This is a genomic window from Noviherbaspirillum galbum (assembly GCF_010974945.1).
GTDB classification, from domain to species: domain Bacteria; phylum Pseudomonadota; class Gammaproteobacteria; order Burkholderiales; family Burkholderiaceae_D; genus Noviherbaspirillum; species Noviherbaspirillum galbum.
Window position 1 is genome coordinate 1 of sequence record NZ_JAAIVB010000064.1, and the last position, 17517, is coordinate 17517.

Below are 17517 nucleotides of genomic sequence, written 5' to 3' on the forward strand. Positions count from 1 at the left end.
AGAACGGTATATTGCTCGTCCGGATCCAGGATGCTTTCCTCAGGAATGACCTCATGCACGGTGACGCCGCTCATCGAAAGACCGTGAGCTTGTGCAACGGAGTGCAGCTCGATGTCGTTCTCAGCCAGGGTAATGTAGAGAACCGGCTCCCCTAGCCTAGCGCCTTCAATCAGGAACTGCAACGCCATGGTGGTCTTGCCTGCGCCTGGATCGCCTTCCAAGAGATAGAGGCGTTCCTTGGTCAAACCGCCGCCAAGAATGTTGTCGAGTCCAGGGATTCCGGTGGAGATAAAGACATTGCTGGACGCATTTTGTGTAATAACCATGAGAATCCTGAAGGCCGCTCTGGCTTGATGGTATGAATAAAATTCAACCCCTAGCTCGTGGAACACAAGGCGATTGACGCTCAGTCCTTGAATTGTACTCGGAAGAGCATTGCTAATTTGGATCTGCAACACAGCAAAGCCTGTAAGGGGAGCGAAAATTACTTTACGTCATTTGGATATTGATTAGCTAGATCATGGAATTCGTACTTGTATAGTCAGCCTCCAATCGTCTGCTTCTGGCCGATTTCTGCAGGTCAAGATTTCCCGTTCACAGGCAGCTTCGGGTCAACAAGCCGACGTTCGTGGAGCGAAGGTGACCGGCACAGGTTAGTCAGGCAGCGCCCGTCCCGCCGCGTCGGGTTCAACCCCAATTTCGGTTTATTGCATACATCACTCTCGGCGATCCGTAGGTCAGTCGCATTAACTATTGCATCCAGTTCCATCACTGTGGCGCCAGTTGCAATGACTTTGGCACCGCTACGAGAGCGGCACGATGCCAAGCTCGTCGTCAGGCGGTGACGGTGCAGTTCCGGCCGCTCATCTTCGCCTGGTAGAGCGCCGCATCGGCGCGATCGAATACTTCCTTCAGGTCAGGCGCCTTCGCTATCGCGGTCGTCGCGCCCGTGCTGACGGTGAAAGAGATGTCCCCGTTCGCGGTCGACATCGGATGCGTGGCGATCCTCGTCCGGATGCGTTCCGCGACGACGTGGGCCGCATGGAGGCTGCACTCCGGGAGCACGACGACAAATTCCTCGCCGCCGAACCGGGCCAGAACGTCCTGGCTGCGCAGGCACAGTCCGGCGTGCGTGACGAAATGCTTGAGCGCGAGGTCGCCAACGGCGTGGCCATGCTTGTCGTTCAACTGCTTGAAATTGTCGATGTCGATCAGGAGCAGGGCCGGCTGCCTGCCCGTCCTTTCGGCGTTGGACAACTCCCGCTCGAACATCTCATGGAATGCGCGCCGGTTATAGGTGTCGGTCAGCGGATCCCGGCTTGCAAGGCGGTTGAGTTCCATCTGCAGCGTGTTGCTCATCATGATGATCAGGCCGAGCACCAGGAAGATCATGTAGAGGAAAGCCTCAACGCCGGTTGCCGTCGGAAACGCCGCCAGCGCGTAGGCATCCGGGACGCTCGTGCTAAAGCCGTAATACGCTGCCCGGCAGACGTTGAAGCCGACATGGGCCAGCAGTATCCATGCAACCCAGCGCTGCCCGAGACGGCGTTCGTCATTGCGGCGCAGAAGTTCCCATGCGGGCAATGCGCTCAGGCCTGCAATGAGCGTCGAAAGAAAAGCGATGCGCCCCGGGACGTTGCCGTCATCCAGGAAAAAGAGGCTCAGCACCGGCAGGGCCAGCAGGGGCGCCACCAGCACCCACCACTTGCGCACCGGGGCGCCGACGAACTGCCGCATGCCCGTCCAGATGAAGGAATAGCCCAGCATGAGCATGCAGTTGCCCAGCACGACGGACAATGCCGGGTTCAACATCCCGCGCGCCGCGAGCGGAAAGCCGCTGCTGCCGGCAATAGCGAAGCCCCAGGCCCAGTGCTTGATGCCGTGGACGGAAATCTTCATTCGCTGAGCAAGGAAGAGAGACGCCGACGATGCCAATGCCGCAATGGCAAGCATCAGGTAAACCGTTCTGACATCCAAATGCATTTCCCGCTCTCCGACTGACTGCCAAACGCCACGACCACGTCTCTAGTGGGCAGATTGTACGTTGCCGGGGCGGCACTGCCAATTCGATCTGGCGGATCGTGCGGCAGCATCGCAACGGGATGATGCGGGCGGCAAGGGAAAAGCATGGCGATCGCCGGGCCGCCGCGCGACAGCCCGGCTCCGCCTCAGGCGGACAGTTTCTGCATCTCGGCGTAGAGGTCCGCCTTGCCTTCGAAGCCGATGCCAGGCAGGTCGGGCATGGTAATGTAGCCCTTGTCCACCTTGACGCCATCTGGGAAGCCGCCATAGGGCTGGAACAGGTCGGGATAGGATTCGTTGCCGCCGAGGCCGAGGCCCGCGGCGATGTTGAGCGACATCTGGTGGCCGCCGTGCGGAATGCAGCGGCTCGGCGACCAGCCGTGCTGGCGCAGCATGTCCAGCGTGCGGAGATACTCGACCAGGCCGTAGCTGAGGGCGCAGTCGAACTGCAGCCAGTCGCGGTCCGGGCGCATGCCGCCGTAGCGGATCAGGTTGCGCGCGTCCTGCATCGAGAACAGGTTTTCGCCGGTCGCCATCGGCTTGTCGTAGTAGTTGCGCAGGGTGGCCTGCAGTTCGTAGTCGAGAGGATCGCCCGCCTCTTCGTACCAGAACAGGTCGTACTGGGACAAGGCCTTCGCATACTTGATCGCGGTATCGAGGTCGAAGCGGCCGTTGGCGTCGACGGCGAGCTTCTGGCCATCCTGAAGCACGCCGAGGATGGAATCGATGCGGCGCAGGTCTTCGTCGAGCGACGCGCCGCCGATCTTCTTCTTCACCACCGTGTAGCCGCGGTCGATGTAGCTGCGCATCTCGTCCTTCAGCTTTTCATGATCCTGGCCGGGGTAATAGTAGCCGCCGGCGGCATAGACGAATATCTTGCGGTTGGGCTTGCCGTTGCCATAGCGGTCTGCCAAAAGCTGGAACAGCGACTTGCCTTCGATCTTGGCCACCGCGTCCCACACCGCCATGTCGATGGTGCCGATGGCCACCGAGCGCTCGCCGTGGCCGCCCGGCTTTTCATTGGTGAACATGCAATTCCAGATCTTTTCCGGATCCAGGTTGTTGCCGGTGGCATCGACGAGGCTGTCCGGACTGGCCTCGAGGATGCGGGGAATGAAGCGCTCGCGCATCAGCGTGCCCTGGCCGTAGCGGCCGTTCGAGTTGAAGCCATAGCCGACCACGGGCTTGCCGTCGCGGATGACGTCGGTCACGACTGCCACGAGGCTGAGCGTCATCTTGCTGAAGTCGATGTAGGCGTTGCGGATCGGGGAACTGATGGGGACGGTCTTTTCGCGGATCTCGACGATTTTCATGGGTAATCTCCTCGGGGCTGTGCAGGTCAGTGCTGGGCTGTTCGACGGGCAACGAAAAAAGTGCAGAAGACGTGAGATTACGCCCGATGAAGCCGTTTAAAATTCACCCCGATTCAATTCATAAGTGAGTCAAAGTGAAGAACAACATTTCCGCCGACCTGGAATTCTTCGTGCTTGTCGCCAGGCACCGCAGTTTGTCCGCCGCCGCGCGCGGCCTGGACATCACGCCTCCCGCAGCCACGAAGCGGCTGGCCCAGCTCGAAAGCCGCCTCGGCATCCGGCTCGTCAACCGGACGACGCGCAGCATCAGCCTGACCAGCGAGGGCGAAACCTTCCTTGCCCATGCGACGCGCATCCTGGAACAGATCGGCGAGATGGAGCAGGCAGTCACCTCCGGGCGGGCGACGCCGCGCGGATTGTTGCGCGTGAACGCGACGCTCGGCTTCGGCCGCACGACGATCGCGCCGCTCGTTTCCGAGTTCTCCAGGGAGTATCCGGATGTAGAAGTGCAGGTCGAGGTGACGGACCGGCCGATCGACCTGGTGGAAAGCGGCTTCGATCTCGCGATCCGCTTCGGCACGCTGCCCGACCGGCGGCTCAGCGCGCGCCGGATCATGTCGAACCGCCGCTACCTCTGCGCGTCGCCGGATTATCTCAAGCAGCACGGCACCCCGAAAACCCTCGCGGACCTGGCACGTCACCGCTGCATCATCCATCGTCAGAACGACGATACCTACGGCATCTGGCGCTTCGTGAGCCGCAACCATAGCGAGGCCATCAAGGTACACGGCGTGCTGTCGAGCAACGACGGTGACATCGTGCTTGGTTGGGCGCTCGACGGCCACGGCATCGCGATCCGTTCCGAATGGGACCTAGCGAAGTACATCGAAAGCGGCAGGCTGAAAATCGTCTTGCCGAAGTTCGGGCTGCCTTCCGCGGACTTGTTCGCCTACTACCCTGGCCAGCGCAACCTGCCCGTGCGCACCCGCGCCTTCATCGACTTTCTCCTCGCCCGCTTCCGCAAGCCCTTCAAGCCGATCGGCCCGGACCCGGATGATTGATTGGCGGACATGACTTGCCCACCGGGCAGCGACGTCATCGTACGATGTCGGCTATAGTCAAGCCATGCTGCATCCCAGCAGCCGGTCAACCTTGTCACCATGGAGGCGCAATCATGAAACTCGTCGGTATGCTCGATTCCCCCTACGTCCGCAGGGTTGCCATCTCGCTGCAGATGCTGGGATTGCGCTTCGAGCATGAGTCCCTTTCCGTGTTCCGCCACATGGAAGCCTTCAGGCAGATCAATCCCGTCATCAAGGTCCCCACCATGGTGTGCGACGACGGCACGGTATTGCTCGACTCGACCCTGATCCTGGAGTATGCCGAGTCGGTTGCCCATCCGCGTTCGCTCAGGCCGGCGCAGGCCGATGCGCTGGTGCGCGACCTGCGGCTGACCGGGCTGGCGCTTGCCGCCTGCGAGAAAAGCGTGCAGATCGTATACGAGCACATGCTGCGTCCTCCCGAAAAGCTGCATGCGCCCTGGCTGGAGCGGGTCACCGATCAGCTGCGCGCGGCTTGCGACGCGATGGAAAAGGAGATGGACCGGCCGCAGGCGACGGTGCTAGAGTCGGGGGCGCTGTCGCAGGGAGGAATCACCGCGGCGGTGGCCTGGCACTTCATCCAGGCCATGACCGCGGATGCGGCTCCCAAGGAACGTTACCTTCTATTGCAGGCTTTCTCGCTGGAAGCGGAAAAGCTGCCGGCCTTCCGCGCGGCGCCTCATGGGGAAGGCGTCTGCAGGCCTGCGGAATCGTCCGGCGACTAGGCTGCCTTGGCAGGCGCCCGCAACCGCAAGGCGTTGGCGATGACGGACACCGAGCTCAGGCTCATCGCCAGCGCCGCCACCATGGGTGACAGCAGGTGGCCGGTCAGCGGATAGAGCAAACCCGCCGCCAGCGGAATGCCCAGGGCGTTGTAGACGAATGCGAATCCGAGGTTCTGGTACATGTTCCGCACGGCATCGTTCGATAGCTGGCGAGCCCGTGCGATTGCGCGCAGGTCGCCCTTGACCAGGGTGACATGCGCGCTGTGGATGGCAACGTCGGTCCCGGTGCCCATGGCAATGCCGACGTCGGCGCGGGCCAGCGCCGGGGCATCGTTGATGCCGTCGCCGGCCATCGCGACTTTCCGGCCCCTGGCCTGGAGCGCCTCGACTAGGCGCAGCTTGTCGCGGGGCTTCACCTCGCCGTGGTATTCCTCGATGCCGAGGCGATTCGCGACCGCCCTGGCGGTCGTGATGCCGTCGCCGGTCGCCATCACGACGCGCAGGCCGCTTCCGCGCAGGCTGTCGAGCGCCTCGAGGGTGGTGGACTTCACGGGATCGGATACGGCGATCAGTCCCACCAGGCGGCGCTCTTCGGCCAGGTACATGACACTGGCGCCATCAGTACGCAATCGTTCGGCTTCGCCTTTCAGCGGCTGCCAGTCGACGCCCTCGGCTTCCATCAGCGCGGTGTTGCCGAGCGCAATCGCCTTGCCGCCGACCGCGCCGCGCACGCCGATGCCGCTGGACGACTCGAAGGAGTGAGGCGTCCCGAGCTCCAGGTTCCGGCGCCGCGCCTCGGCGACGATCGCATGCGCGAGCGGGTGCTCGCTGCCCTGGTCGATGCTCGCCGCGAGCCGCAGGACGTCTTCCTCCGTGCGTCCCGCCGCCGGCATCGCCGCGTTGAACGCCGGCTTGCCTTCGGTCAGGGTGCCTGTCTTGTCGACGATCAGCGTATCGATGGTACGCATCGCTTCGATCGCCGCCGCATCGCGGAACAGGATGCCCTGCGTTGCGGCGCGTCCGGTCGCCGCCATGATCGACATCGGCGTGGCCAGCCCGAGCGCGCACGGACAGGCGATGATCAGCACCGCCACCGCGTTGACGAAACCGTACACCCAGCTTGGCGACGGCCCGAAGAACCCCCAGCACAGCAGCGTGATCAGCGCGATCGCCACCACTGCGGTGACGAAATACGCCGCCACCACGTCCGCCAGCCGCTGCAGCGGCGCGCGGGACCGCTGCGCCTGCGCGACCATCTGCACGATCTGCGCGAGCATGGTCTGGGACCCGACCTTTTCCGAGCGCATGACGAGGCTGCCGCTGGTGTTGATGGTCGCCCCGATCAGCTTGTCGCCCGCCTGCTTGTGTATCGGCACCGGCTCGCCGGTGAGCATGGATTGGTCGAGCGAACTCTGCCCTTCGACCACGACGCCATCCACCGGCACCTTCTCGCCGGGACGCACGCGCAACAGGTCTCCGATGTGGACATGCGCGAGCGGCACGTCCTCCTCCGAGCGGTCGGGATTGATCCTGCGCGCGGTCTTGGGCGCCATGGCGAGCAGGGACTTGATGGCCGCCGAGGTTTGCGAGCGGGCGCGCAATTCCAAGATCTGTCCTAGCAGGGTCAGCGAAATGATGACGGCGGCCGCCTCGAAATACACGCTGACGCGGCCATGCATGGCGAAAGTCGGCGGGAACGACCGCGGCGCGACCGTGGCGACGACGCTGTACACGTAGGCCGACGACACGCCCGTGCCGATCAGCGTCCACATGTTCGGATGGCGCGTGGCGATGGACTGCGCCCAGCGCACGAAGAACGGCCAGCCGGCCCATATCACCACCGGCGTGCTCAAGGCCAGCTCGATCCAGCTCTGCCCGGCCAGTCCTCGCGGGAACAGGAGATGGCCGAACATCGCCAGCACGAACACCGCGGCCGACAGCGGCAGGGTCCACCAAAACCGCCGGCGGAAGTCGGCGAGTTCCGGGTTCCCTTCGTCCTCGAGCGACGGCATCTCGGGTTCGAGCGCCATGCCGCATTTCGGGCAGGTGCCCGGCGCGGGCTGGCGCACCTCGGGATGCATCGGGCAGGTGTATATCGTCCCGGCGGGGGCCGGTTCGGCTTGCCTGGCATGCCTGGCTTCCCCCGGCGAAGCGTGATGCGCATGATCATGCGGCGCATGCTCATGGCGTCCATGCGGATCTCCATGCCCGGTATTGTCGTGCTGCCGGCCATGGAACAAATCGAGTTTGCTTCCCATGATGTATCCATCCAGCAAATCGAGCACGGGCGGACGCCCATCCTCGACGTCGTTAATCGAGATCTTCCGAAGTCACGGGATATCCGGCCCCGACGATGGCAGACCGCACTACGTCCAGCGGCGCCGACGTCTGGACCTGCACCGTCTTGCCCTTCAGATCGACATGCACCTTGGCAGCGCCATCCACGCCTCGCACGGCCCGGGTAACGCGTCCGGCGCAGCCGGCGCAGGTCATGCCATCCACTTGCAGTTCGTACATATCAAACCCTCCTCGTTGCGTGAGAGATCACTGTAGACGTTCCAGCGATGGGAAGGTCAAGACCGAAACCCTTCCGCGCGCCGGAACGCCTGCCGGCGACGGAGACCGCTCGCGCGGCCTCCGAAGCGAATGGCATCAATGCGCCCTTGCCCCCGTCGTTCCCGCCGTGCGCTGCTGCCCGCCGCCCGCCATGCGGCGACACTCGTCGGCGCAGCGGCGGCATGCCTGCGCGCATTCCTGGCAGTGGGACATCTGGTGCTTCGAGCACTCGTCGGCGCACGCATCGCAGATTTCGGCGCACGCCTGGCAGACCAGGTCGGCGAACTCGCTGCCGCGCGCCATGTACGCCGCAGCCATCCGGCAGATCTGCGCGCAATCCATGTCGAGCGCGATGCAGTGCGCCATCATCTTCACGTCTTGTTCCCTAAGGCAGGACGCGGCGCAGTTGTCGCAAGCGTCGGCGCAGTCGTTGCAGGCTTCGATACAGGATGCGAATTGTTGCTGTGCCATTTGAATCTCCTTTTAAACGGTAAAGGCATGCCGCGGGAAATCTTTCCCGGGCGGATCAGAAACGCTGCGCGGCACCGGCAGGCGGTTGCCAAGCGGACGCATTGGTGCACAGACGGGGGACCCGGTGTCGGCGAGCCTCGTGTTCGCGCAGCGTGTTTTGCGTGGAGGATTAGAGCGCGATCGGCTTTGGTGGGCGCTCTAGGCGGTAAGGCAGGGAATTCGGCAACGGCGCCGACGTGACGACGTGGATCGCGTCCGAACTGGTGTCGGGTGCGGCATGCGGGAAGGAGTATGGCAATGCGAACGCGGCATGGCAATGCAGGGAGCAGGCGTCGCTTCCCTGCTGCATGCGATGCTTCATCGTCGAGATGCTGGCCGCGTTTCGGGGAAGCGCATTGCGCGCATCTGCGTAAGCCGGTAGCGCCCGTTGCACTTGCCGGTGCCGCAGGTCACGCACCGCCGGCTTGGCGGCAGGACCCTTTGCCGCAGCAGTGTGAACCATCGCGCATGGCAGGCGCGCCGCCACGGCAAAGCCATGCAGCGGCAGCAGGGCCAGCAAGATGGCAATCACGATGCGCCTGATCCTCGGTTCCATGCTTCAACGGTGGTGTCCTGTTCCATGTAAAGGCTTGGACGGTTTTATGGTGCTTAGTTCAAGAATCGCCTGGGCATGTCACGCTGGAAACCCCGACTGCGCAGCAGGTACAGGGTCGCACGCCCGAGCAGCCGCATCAAACCGCAATGGCTACGCCGCATCGCTCGGCGACAGTGATCAGTTTGGGCACGTCGGGCAAGCCAGCGGGAATTTCCTGGTCGATCGTCTTGAACAGGTTTGCAGCCTGGCCGTTGTGGCTGGTGACCGAGATCATCTCGCCGCCTCCCGGGCCGAACTGGAATGAATGAACCGTGCGCGCGGGCAGGTGAACGAGCGTGCCCGGCGTTGCAGTGACGGTCTGGTCGTCGAAGCGGATTGCGACATTGCCCTTGGTCACGTAAAACGATTCGTCCCAGTCGTGACTGTGCGGTGGGGGCCCTGTTCCCTCATCGCCCTGCTGCAGGAATATCTCGTAGCCTTGGGTCAAGGCATTTGATGCCAACACCGTGATTTTTTCACCCACCACATTGAGTGGTCGATCGTAGGCGTCCGGCGTGACGACGAATGGCTGGTTTTTCATGGCTTGGCTCCTCTTTTTGCCGGCTTGAGTCGCATTCAAAGGGCTTGCCTGGAGATGAATCCTGGGCATGCACCTAGCAGCATAGCCAACGTCAAGGGACAATCAAGCGGGAAGCGAACGTTCAACGCGCGCGCCGGTAGTGCATCGCGACCACGCCGCTGCGGAACGGCGTCGATGAGATCAATTCGAGCCTCCGCGTGCCGGGCAGCCCGCCCGCGTACAGGGTCGGGCCGTGGCCGGCGACCCTGGGGTGGACAAGCAACTTGTACTCGTCGATCAGATCCAGCCGGTCCAGCTCGGTGGCGAGCTTGCCGCTGCCAAGCAGCACGCCGTCCGGAGTCGAGTCCTTGAGCTTCTGTACGCCCATGAGCAGGTCCCCGGCGATGTGGTGGCTGTTGGTCCAGGAAAATTTCTTTCGCGTCGCAGACACCACGTACTTCGGCTTGGTCTCGAGCTTGACCGCCCACTCGCGCATCGACGGCGGCGCCTCCTCGTCGCCGCGGGCGACCGCAGGCCAGTAGCTCTCCATCATCTCGTAGGTGACGCGGCCCCACAGCATTGCGCCGGCCTCGTCCATGAGGCGGGTGAAGTAGGCGAGGGTCTCGTCGTCGGCGATTCCTTCCTGGTGGTCGACGCAGCCGTCCAGGGTAAGGTTGATGGAGAAGGTCAGGAGTCCCATGGTGTCTCCCGTTCAAAAAATGACGCTCGCGCCCAGCCGCTCATGAATCAGCGAGCAACCGGACGCGAGCGCTTTGGAAGATGACATCCCCGCGAGGCAAGCGCCGCGGGGATCGTCCTCTGGCTCTTACTTCAGCTTGTCGAACAGCGCGCGTGCCGCCTGGTGGCAGAACGGCGGCTCGTAGGTGCCGTGGTAGCTGCCGTAGTAGGTGGCGAACGCGGCCGAGGTCGGGTCGGTCGGCGCCTTGCCTGCGACGCCGAATGCCGCCTGCACCTGCGCGTCCACGTCAACCGACGACACGTTGGTCAGGCCGCGGCTGTTGAAGTCGGCCTGGGCAACGTCACGATGCACCGCAGGCGACACCGTCGGATCGCCCGCGCCGCCGCACAGGATCGTGCGCGCCTTCGGGTTCCATCCCAGCAGGTCGTTCTTCTTGGCATCCAGGTAGAAGCCATTGTTGGCGTTGGTCTGCACGTCGGTAAGGAACGCCGACTGGAAGACCGCGTCGCGTGCCTCGTTCGGAGTTCCTCCCGGCAGCTTTCCGGACGTCACCAGCGTCGTATAGGTGAGCGTGGGATTGGGCAGGAGCGATTCGATGTAGTCGGCATACGGCGCCTTGTAGGCCTGCGACGTGCTGGTGTAGACATTGCCATACACCTTCTGGTAAGACGTCACCAGGAAGGGGACGAAGAACTGGTAGCCGGCGATGGCCTGCGTCAGCTTGAGCGAGCCGGACAGGTTGTACGGACCGGCGAGGTGGGCGCCGGCGACGACGTTGATTTCGTTCGCATTGTCGCGTTCGATGGCACGCTGCGCCGCGAACGACGAATGGCCGCCCTGGGAGTAGCCGGTCAGCATCACCTTGCCCGACAGGTTGACGTTCTGCGAGCCCGCCGCCTTCCGCGCCGCGCGAATGGAGTCGATCACCGAGCTGGCTTCCGATTCGGCGTGCAGGTAAGGATGATAGGAATAGCCGGACTTGGCATAGCCGAGGTAATCGGTCGCCACCACCGCATAGCCTTGCGCCGCGTACATCGCCGCGAGCAGGAAGGTCTCCGGATCGGAGGCGCTGGCCAGGGTGCGCGGCTTCTGCACGTCGGTTCCCTTGGCGTAGGCAACGAGCGGATAGCTGGCATTGGCGCAGGCGCCGGCCGGCACGAGCAACACGCCGGAAGCGTTGGTCTTTTCGTTGTTGACGCCGACCGTCGCATAGTTCAGGCCGACGACCTGGACGTCGCATTTCGCCTTGCCCGAAATAGGCTGCAGGCCGCTGGATGCCGTGCCGGAATCGACCTGCGCAGCGGTCAGCGTGCCCAGGATCTGGGGCGTCTCGATCAGCGAGCCGCGGTCATCGCTATTCCCGCCTCCGCAGCCTGCGAGTAAGAATGCGCTGGCCAGCGTCATGCCTGCGGCATGCTTGAATTCGATCTTCATTGGATCTTGTCTCCTTGGTTCTTCTAGTCATGTTGAGGTAGATGGCAGACCGGGGATCCGCCATCTAAGTTCACTGGTCCTTCAAGTGGAAATCCGCTGCATCGGGCTTGGCCGGCGCAACCATTGCCTGAAGGACAGCCACTAGAATACACCGTTTGCCGAAGGGATTCAGGGCGGGGAACAACGCCGCAAAAACAGCCGGTCGATGCACCGTGCGGCAAGCGCCTCCAGGCCGTTGCGTGCCGCGGCAAACCATGCTCTGATCTTTCCTGACCAACCCAAGGACAAGCCGCCATGAACGCCTCTTCCTCGCCCGCACAAACATTCACAGTCAGCCACCTCGACGACGCCGAATTCAGGACGGGAGGCTTGCGCAATTATTCCGCCTATCGCGACCTCGGCATCGCGATGGCGACCAGGGGGCTCGCCACGGCGCACGTCATCCGCATGACCGCGCCATACTCGGAAAGCCTGAGCCAATGGCACCATCACGACGTGCAGTTCCAGCTCATCTACGTGCTCAAGGGATGGTTCAAGAGCGAGTTCGAAGGCGTGGGCGTACAGACGATGCGCGAGGGGTCATGCTGGATGCAGCCGCCGAACATCCGCCACCGGGTCCTCGGCTGGTCGGACGATTGCGAATTGCTTGAGATCATCTTGCCGACGGAACATGCCACGGTGGTTGACGGCTGACGAGGCAGGCAGCTCACCATAAAAAAAGGTGGGCGCCGCAAGCGGTACCCACCTCAAGCCCTCGGGGGAGACAACCGGGTTAGTTGCAGCGCAATATCTTACTTGGTCGGGTCCTTCGCATCGACGAACTTGTCGAACTCGATGTTGTAAGGCTGGCCGTTGACCATCTTCACTTCGCGCACGTACACCGTCTGGACCGGATCGCGGGTCTGCGCATCGATCATGACGGGGCCGCGCGGGCTGTCGATCTTCATGCCTTTCAGGATTTCCATCGCCTTGTCGCCGTCGATCTTGCCGTTCAGCTGCCTGGCCACGCGATAGATCGCGTCCATGCCGTCATAGCCCGCAACCGCCATGAAATTGGGACGGCCGGCATTGGGATTGGCCTTCGCGAACTGGGCGAGGAAGTTCTTGTTTTCCACGGACTCGTGGGCCGCGGAGTAATGGAAGGTGGTAATGACACCCTGCGTGGCATTTCCCATCGCCGGCAGGACGTAGTCATCGGTCAGGTCGCCGGTGCCGATCACCTTCACGCCCGCCTGCGCGAGGCCGCGCTCGCGATAGCTCTTCATGAAGCCGATGGCCTGTTCGCCCGCGGGAACGAACACGAACACCGCATCGGGCTTGGCGTCCTTGATGCGCTGGACGAAAGGGGCGAACTCTGGATTGTTCAGCGGCACGCGCACCGATTCCAGCACCTGTCCGCCGGCGGAGGTATAGCTTTGCTTGAATGCCGATTCCGCGTCGATGCCGGGACCATAATCGGTCACCAGGGTCACGACCTTCTTGATGCCGTTCTTGAAGGCCCACGGGCCCATCGGCGCGGCAAGCTGGGGCAAGGTATGCGAGACCCGCGCGATATAGACCGACTTGGTCGTGATCGCCGACGTGGCGGCGTTCATGATGATCATCGGCTTCTTCGCCTGCTGCGCGATGGGGGCCACGGCCATGGCTTCCGGCGTCAGGCCGAAGCCCGCGAGGAAATCCACCTTGTCGCGCACCACGAGTTCCTGGGCGAGGCGCTTGGCCACGTCCGGCTGCGGGCCGGTGGTGTCCTTCTTGATGATCTCGATCTTCTTGCCGGCGACCGAGTCGCCATTCTGCGCCATGTACGCCTTGATGCCGCCCTCGATCATTTCGCCGTGGTTGGCAAACGGTCCCGAGAACGGCGCGATCACGCCGACCTTGATGGTTTCCTGCGCGTAGGCGCCGAATGCGCTAAAGCCGATTGCGCCGGCGGTAGCGATGCTGCTGAACAGGCGATGAAAATGCATGCTTATCTCTCCATGGGATGGTGAAGTTGAAACCTCGTTCATGCGGCGACGGCCACCAACCGGTCGAGGGTGTCCCGGTCATCGAGCAGGCTGCCGCTGTCCGAGGCGTGCACCACGCGGCCGCGATCGAGCACGATGGCCCGTCCGGTCAGCGACAGGGCGAGGCGCGCGTGCTGCTCCACCACGATGACCGACATGCCGGTGTCGGAGACCAGCCGACGGATCACGCGCGCCAGTTCCTGGACGATGATGGGCGCAAGGCCTTCCATCGGCTCGTCGAGCAGCAGCAGGCGCGGATTGGTCATCAGCGCGCGGCCGATGGCCAGCATCTGCTGTTCGCCGCCGGACAGCTGGTTGCCCATGTTGGCGCGCCGTTCCTGCAGGCGGGGAAAGGCCTGGTACACCTTGTTCAAGTCCCACTCGCCCGGACGCGCCACCACCGTCAGGTGCTCTTCCACCGTCAGGGAAGGAAACATGTAGCGTTCCTGGGGCACCCAGCCGAGCCCCGCATGAGCGCGGCGGTGGGTCTGCATGCGGGAGATGTCGTTGCCGCACCAGCGTATGGCACCGCCATGCAGCTCGGTCAGGCCCATCAGCGTCACCAGCAAGGTGGTCTTTCCAACGCCATTGCGGCCCAGCAGCGCCAGGCTATCCCCTTCCTGCATGTCCAGCGAAATACCGTCGAGGATCACCGATTCCCCATAGCCGGCGCGGACGTTCTCGAGCGCGAGCAATTCAGGCATGTTCCGCCTCCCCCAGATAGACTTCCTTGACGCGCGGATCGGCGGCGATCTCGTCCGGCGTGCCTTCCGTCAGCACCGCGCCCGCGACCAGCACCGTGATGCGCTCGGCGAAGCGGAATACGAGTCCCATGTCGTGCTCGATGAAGAGAATGGTCACGTCGCGCGGCAGGCGCGCAATCACATTGAACAGCTCGGCACTTTCGGCTTGCGGGATGCCGGCTGCCGGTTCGTCGAGCAGCAACACCTTGGGCTTGGTAGCCAGGGCGAGGGCAATCTCCACCAGCCTTTGCTTGCCATAGGGCAGATTGCGGCTGATGACATTGGCGTCACGATCCAGCTTCAGCATTGCGAGCAGCGACATGGCTTCAGACACCTCTTCGCGCTGCCTTGAAACAGTCCTGTGCCAGACATATTGCAAGCCCTTGCGTTCGCAGATCGCAAGCATCACCGACTCGAGCACCGTGAGGCCGGCAAACAAAGTATTGATCTGGAATGTGCGCGTCATGCCGCGCTTGACGCGTTCATGCTGCGACATGCTGGTGATGTCGGCGCCATCAAGGAAGACCTTGCCTTTGGAAGGCAGGAAGCCGCCGGTCAGCAGGTTGATGAATGTCGTCTTGCCAGCCCCGTTCGGGCCGATGAGGGCGTGACGCGCGCCTTGCGGGAAGGACAGGCTGACGTTGCTGTTGGCGACGAAACCGCCCCATTGCTTGGTCAGTCCTTCGGTGCGCAGCAAAGCGTCGTGATGCTGGTTCATCCTAAGCTCCTTTTCGATGCGGCCACGCCCCGTGTCCTATCGCGCAAACTTTCGAGTCCGCCCAGCACGCCGCCGCGCGCGAACAGCACGATGATCACCAGCAGCAGGCCCAGCCAGAATTGCCAGTAGGCTGGATTGAGATTGGCGACGAAGTTTTGCGCAACCATGAAGATCGCCGCGCCCAGCAACGCGCCGTAGAGGCGACCGGTGCCGCCGAGGACCAGCATGATGACGAGTTCGGCGGAACGCGGAAATCCGAGGCTGTCGAGTCCCACGAACTGCGTGACCTGGGCGAGCAGCGCGCCCGCCACGCCGGCAATGGCCGCGCCAAGCGTGTACACGCACGTCAGGCGCCAGGACACGTTCGCGCCGATGGCCGGCATGCGGCGTCCGCCTTCGAGGATGCCGCGCAAAGACAGCCCGAAGGGCGAGCGCACCACGCGGCGCATCAGCACGAACAGGAGAAAAAGCACGCCGAAGCTGTACCAGAACGCCACCCTTCCCTCAAGATCGAATTCGAAGGCGCCGAACAGCTTGCCGACGTTCATGCCCGACAGGCCGTCCACACCTCCTGTCAGGAAAGCCGCCTTGTTTGCGGCCTCGTAGAGCATGAGTCCGATGCCCAGCGTGACCATCAACCGCGTAAGGTCTTGTCCGCGCACCACCAGGAAGCTGACGGCGAAGCCGAAGGCGGCGGCGACCGCGGCGCCGGCTAGCATGCCGCTGATGGGCTCGCCCCATCCATGTACCGACAGCAGGCCGGCGGTATAGGCGCCCAGCCCGAAAAACGCCGCATGCCCCAGCGACACGATGCCGGCATAACCCAGGATGAGATCGAGCGACATGGCGAACAGGCCGGCGATCATCACCTGGCTGGCAAGCACCAGGTAACCGGGAAAGAGAAAGTAGCTGGCAAGCGGCAAGAGCCAGAATGCGATTTCAAGCGGATGCCAGCGGTCGCGCGGCAAGGCAATGGACGTGTCGGCGGGCATGGCGTCATTCGGCATGAGGGTGAGGGAATCCGGTTTCATGCCCGCCTCCCGAGCAGGCCGGTCGGAAACAGCATCAGCAGCGCGACCATGAGCGCATAGATCACGAAGGCGCCCGTTTCCGGCACATAGTATTTGCCGGCCACGTCGAATACGCCGAGGATCATGGCGGCGATCAGCGGACCCTTGATGGTGCCGGCGCCACCGACATTGACCACGAGCAGGAAGTAGACCATGTACTTGATGGGAAACGTCGGATCGAGTCCGAGCACGTCGATTCCCAGCCCGCCGCCCAGGCCGGCCAGGCCGGAGCCCAGCGCAAACGTCAGGCTGAACACCCGGCTAACGTTGATGCCGAGGCCGGCCGAGGCTTTCTGGTTGTCGACCGAGGCCCGGATCTGCGCGCCGAAGCGGGTACGCTCCAGCAATCCGCCGATCGCGAGCGTGACGGCGACGACGACGCCGATCAGGAAAAGCCGGTACGCGCCGAGATCCATGCCGAGGACCTCGACTTGACCGCGCAGGAATTCCGGCAGGTGGACAGGCTGCTGCGACGGCCCCCACACGTACGAGGCTGCGGCAACCGCCATGAAGGCCAGCCCGATGGAGAACAGCACCTGGTCGAGATGCGTCGCCTTGTAGAGCCTGCAGTAGAGGGTGCGCTCGAGCGCGAAGCCGAGCACCGCGCTCGCGATGAAGGCCAGCGGCAACGATGCGAGAAAAGGCAGGCCGAGCCGGTTCATCACCACCACGCTGACATAGCCGCCCGCCATGGCGAATGCGCCATGGGCAAGGTTGACGAAATTCATCAGGCCCATCGTGACGGACAGCCCGACGCTGATCAGGAACAGCAGGCTGCCATACGCGACGCCATCGAACAGGACACCGATGGCGCTCGTCAGCATGGCTGCCTCCATGTCCGTGCGGCGCATGGCCGGAAGGCCACCGAGGGGTGATGCATGATCCGTCTCCTTTGTCTTGTTCGAAGGCACGCGGCTTGAAAACCTGCGGCGCCATGCAAGTATCGAGCGGGACCGGAACGCGAGGGTTGCATTGTCGGGATGCCAGCGTTCCAATTTGCTTATCGAAAACTGAAAGCACATGGAAGCATCGGCTTTTTGCGCTTACTTCGCGCGGTAGACGCCCGCGCCGACGATGTAGCCGTCCATCCGTTCGACATAAGAGGACTTGGGCATGATGGTCTTGGTGGCGGGATTGAGGAACTTGTAATTGATCCAGCCATTGCCCTTCGATTTGGCAAGTTCAATCATCTCGCGGTTGAACTTCTTGCCTTCGACATCGTGCATGTCGATCATGTCCTTGCCATTGAGCTTGGGGTTCGTCGCGTGGCAGATCATCTTGCCATTGAGGTCATGGACATAAACGTAAAGCTCACCCTGGATGAATCCACCCGTTGGATCCGCGAACTGCCGGCAGGCCGGCTCCATGCCGCTCTGCTTCGCCTGCGCGATCGCTTTCTTCACCAGCTTGACGACATCGTCGTCGGTCGGCGCCTGCGCATGCGCGTTGACACCGGCCAGCAGGAACAGCGCTGCCAAAATTGATTTGTTCATCGTCCCTCTCCC

The 17517-nt window shown here is 63.1% G+C and carries 19 protein-coding genes; 3 read left to right on the forward strand and 16 right to left on the reverse strand.

What is annotated here, in order from left to right:
* From G3574_RS17890 to G3574_RS17900, 3 genes are all read right to left on the reverse strand, one after another.
* The coding region (locus tag G3574_RS17890) for an ATPase domain-containing protein (RefSeq protein ID WP_328804806.1) at nucleotides 1-326 on the reverse strand (326 nt) is incomplete at its 3' end.
* A 508-nt stretch (nucleotides 327-834) separates the two neighbouring features.
* Nucleotides 835-1899: a GGDEF domain-containing protein gene (locus tag G3574_RS17895; protein WP_163966179.1), complete on the reverse strand. Its 1065-nt coding sequence runs from the start codon at nucleotides 1897-1899 to the stop codon at nucleotides 835-837.
* A gap of 269 nt (nucleotides 1900-2168) precedes the next feature.
* Entirely contained in the window at nucleotides 2169-3335 is a 1167-nt protein-coding gene (locus G3574_RS17900; RefSeq protein WP_163966182.1) for a mandelate racemase/muconate lactonizing enzyme family protein, read from the reverse strand.
* Between the two features lie 134 nt (nucleotides 3336-3469).
* Here G3574_RS17900 and G3574_RS17905 point away from each other — a divergent pair, with 134 nt between their 5' ends.
* Both G3574_RS17905 and G3574_RS17910 read left to right on the forward strand, forming a co-directional pair.
* A complete protein-coding gene (locus tag G3574_RS17905) occupies nucleotides 3470-4396 on the forward strand; it encodes a LysR family transcriptional regulator (RefSeq protein ID WP_163966185.1) in 927 nt (308 codons plus the stop codon).
* Nucleotides 4397-4509: 113 nt separating this feature from the next.
* The gene (locus G3574_RS17910; RefSeq protein ID WP_163966188.1) at nucleotides 4510-5160 is read left to right on the forward strand and encodes a glutathione S-transferase; all 651 of its coding nucleotides are present in this window, start codon (nucleotides 4510-4512) and stop codon (nucleotides 5158-5160) included.
* On the opposite strand, the gene G3574_RS17915 is transcribed toward G3574_RS17910, so the two are convergent.
* From G3574_RS17915 to G3574_RS17945, 7 genes are all read right to left on the reverse strand, one after another.
* A complete protein-coding gene (locus G3574_RS17915) occupies nucleotides 5157-7418 on the reverse strand; it encodes a copper-transporting P-type ATPase (RefSeq protein WP_163966191.1) in 2262 nt (753 codons plus the stop codon). The two genes, G3574_RS17910 and G3574_RS17915, sit on opposite strands and share 4 nt — an antisense overlap.
* Nucleotides 7419-7470: 52 nt before the next feature.
* The gene (locus G3574_RS17920) at nucleotides 7471-7677 is read right to left on the reverse strand and encodes a heavy-metal-associated domain-containing protein (protein ID WP_163966193.1); all 207 of its coding nucleotides are present in this window, start codon (nucleotides 7675-7677) and stop codon (nucleotides 7471-7473) included.
* Between the two features lie 135 nt (nucleotides 7678-7812).
* Complete coding sequence (locus G3574_RS17925; RefSeq protein WP_163966196.1) at nucleotides 7813-8187, reverse strand: four-helix bundle copper-binding protein; 375 nt, start codon at nucleotides 8185-8187, stop codon at nucleotides 7813-7815.
* Nucleotides 8188-8356: 169 nt separating this feature from the next.
* Nucleotides 8357-8782, reverse strand: a complete 426-nt coding sequence (locus G3574_RS17930; RefSeq protein WP_163966198.1) for a hypothetical protein — start codon at nucleotides 8780-8782, stop codon at nucleotides 8357-8359.
* 136 nt (nucleotides 8783-8918) lie between these two features.
* Nucleotides 8919-9362, reverse strand: coding sequence for a cupin domain-containing protein (locus G3574_RS17935; RefSeq protein WP_163966199.1), 444 nt, complete (start codon nucleotides 9360-9362; stop codon nucleotides 8919-8921).
* Nucleotides 9363-9483: 121 nt separating this feature from the next.
* On the reverse strand, nucleotides 9484-10041 hold the full coding sequence (locus G3574_RS17940) for a dihydrofolate reductase family protein (RefSeq protein WP_163966200.1): 558 nt from the start codon (nucleotides 10039-10041) through the stop codon (nucleotides 9484-9486).
* A 126-nt stretch (nucleotides 10042-10167) separates the two neighbouring features.
* Nucleotides 10168-11475 (reverse strand): lipase family protein, encoded by a 1308-nt coding sequence (locus G3574_RS17945; protein WP_235953499.1) that lies wholly within the window; start codon nucleotides 11473-11475, stop codon nucleotides 10168-10170.
* 294 nt (nucleotides 11476-11769) lie between these two features.
* Between G3574_RS17945 and G3574_RS17950 the strand changes: the two genes are divergently transcribed.
* Nucleotides 11770-12168 (forward strand): cupin domain-containing protein, encoded by a 399-nt coding sequence (locus G3574_RS17950; RefSeq protein WP_163966201.1) that lies wholly within the window; start codon nucleotides 11770-11772, stop codon nucleotides 12166-12168.
* A 98-nt stretch (nucleotides 12169-12266) separates the two neighbouring features.
* On the opposite strand, the gene G3574_RS17955 is transcribed toward G3574_RS17950, so the two are convergent.
* From G3574_RS17955 to G3574_RS17980, 6 genes are all read right to left on the reverse strand, one after another.
* Entirely contained in the window at nucleotides 12267-13442 is a 1176-nt protein-coding gene (locus G3574_RS17955) for an ABC transporter substrate-binding protein (RefSeq protein WP_163966202.1), read from the reverse strand.
* A gap of 38 nt (nucleotides 13443-13480) precedes the next feature.
* Entirely contained in the window at nucleotides 13481-14185 is a 705-nt protein-coding gene (locus G3574_RS17960; protein WP_163966203.1) for an ABC transporter ATP-binding protein, read from the reverse strand.
* The gene (locus tag G3574_RS17965) at nucleotides 14178-14942 is read right to left on the reverse strand and encodes an ABC transporter ATP-binding protein (protein WP_163966204.1); all 765 of its coding nucleotides are present in this window, start codon (nucleotides 14940-14942) and stop codon (nucleotides 14178-14180) included. Before G3574_RS17965 ends, G3574_RS17960 begins: the two co-directional genes overlap by 8 nt.
* The gene (locus tag G3574_RS17970) at nucleotides 14939-15949 is read right to left on the reverse strand and encodes a branched-chain amino acid ABC transporter permease (RefSeq protein WP_407941684.1); all 1011 of its coding nucleotides are present in this window, start codon (nucleotides 15947-15949) and stop codon (nucleotides 14939-14941) included. Before G3574_RS17970 ends, G3574_RS17965 begins: the two co-directional genes overlap by 4 nt.
* A 20-nt stretch (nucleotides 15950-15969) precedes the next feature.
* A complete protein-coding gene (locus G3574_RS17975) occupies nucleotides 15970-16836 on the reverse strand; it encodes a branched-chain amino acid ABC transporter permease (protein WP_163966207.1) in 867 nt (288 codons plus the stop codon).
* A gap of 219 nt (nucleotides 16837-17055) precedes the next feature.
* Complete coding sequence (locus tag G3574_RS17980) at nucleotides 17056-17505, reverse strand: cache domain-containing protein (RefSeq protein WP_163966210.1); 450 nt, start codon at nucleotides 17503-17505, stop codon at nucleotides 17056-17058.
* Nucleotides 17506-17517 lie beyond the last annotated feature (12 nt).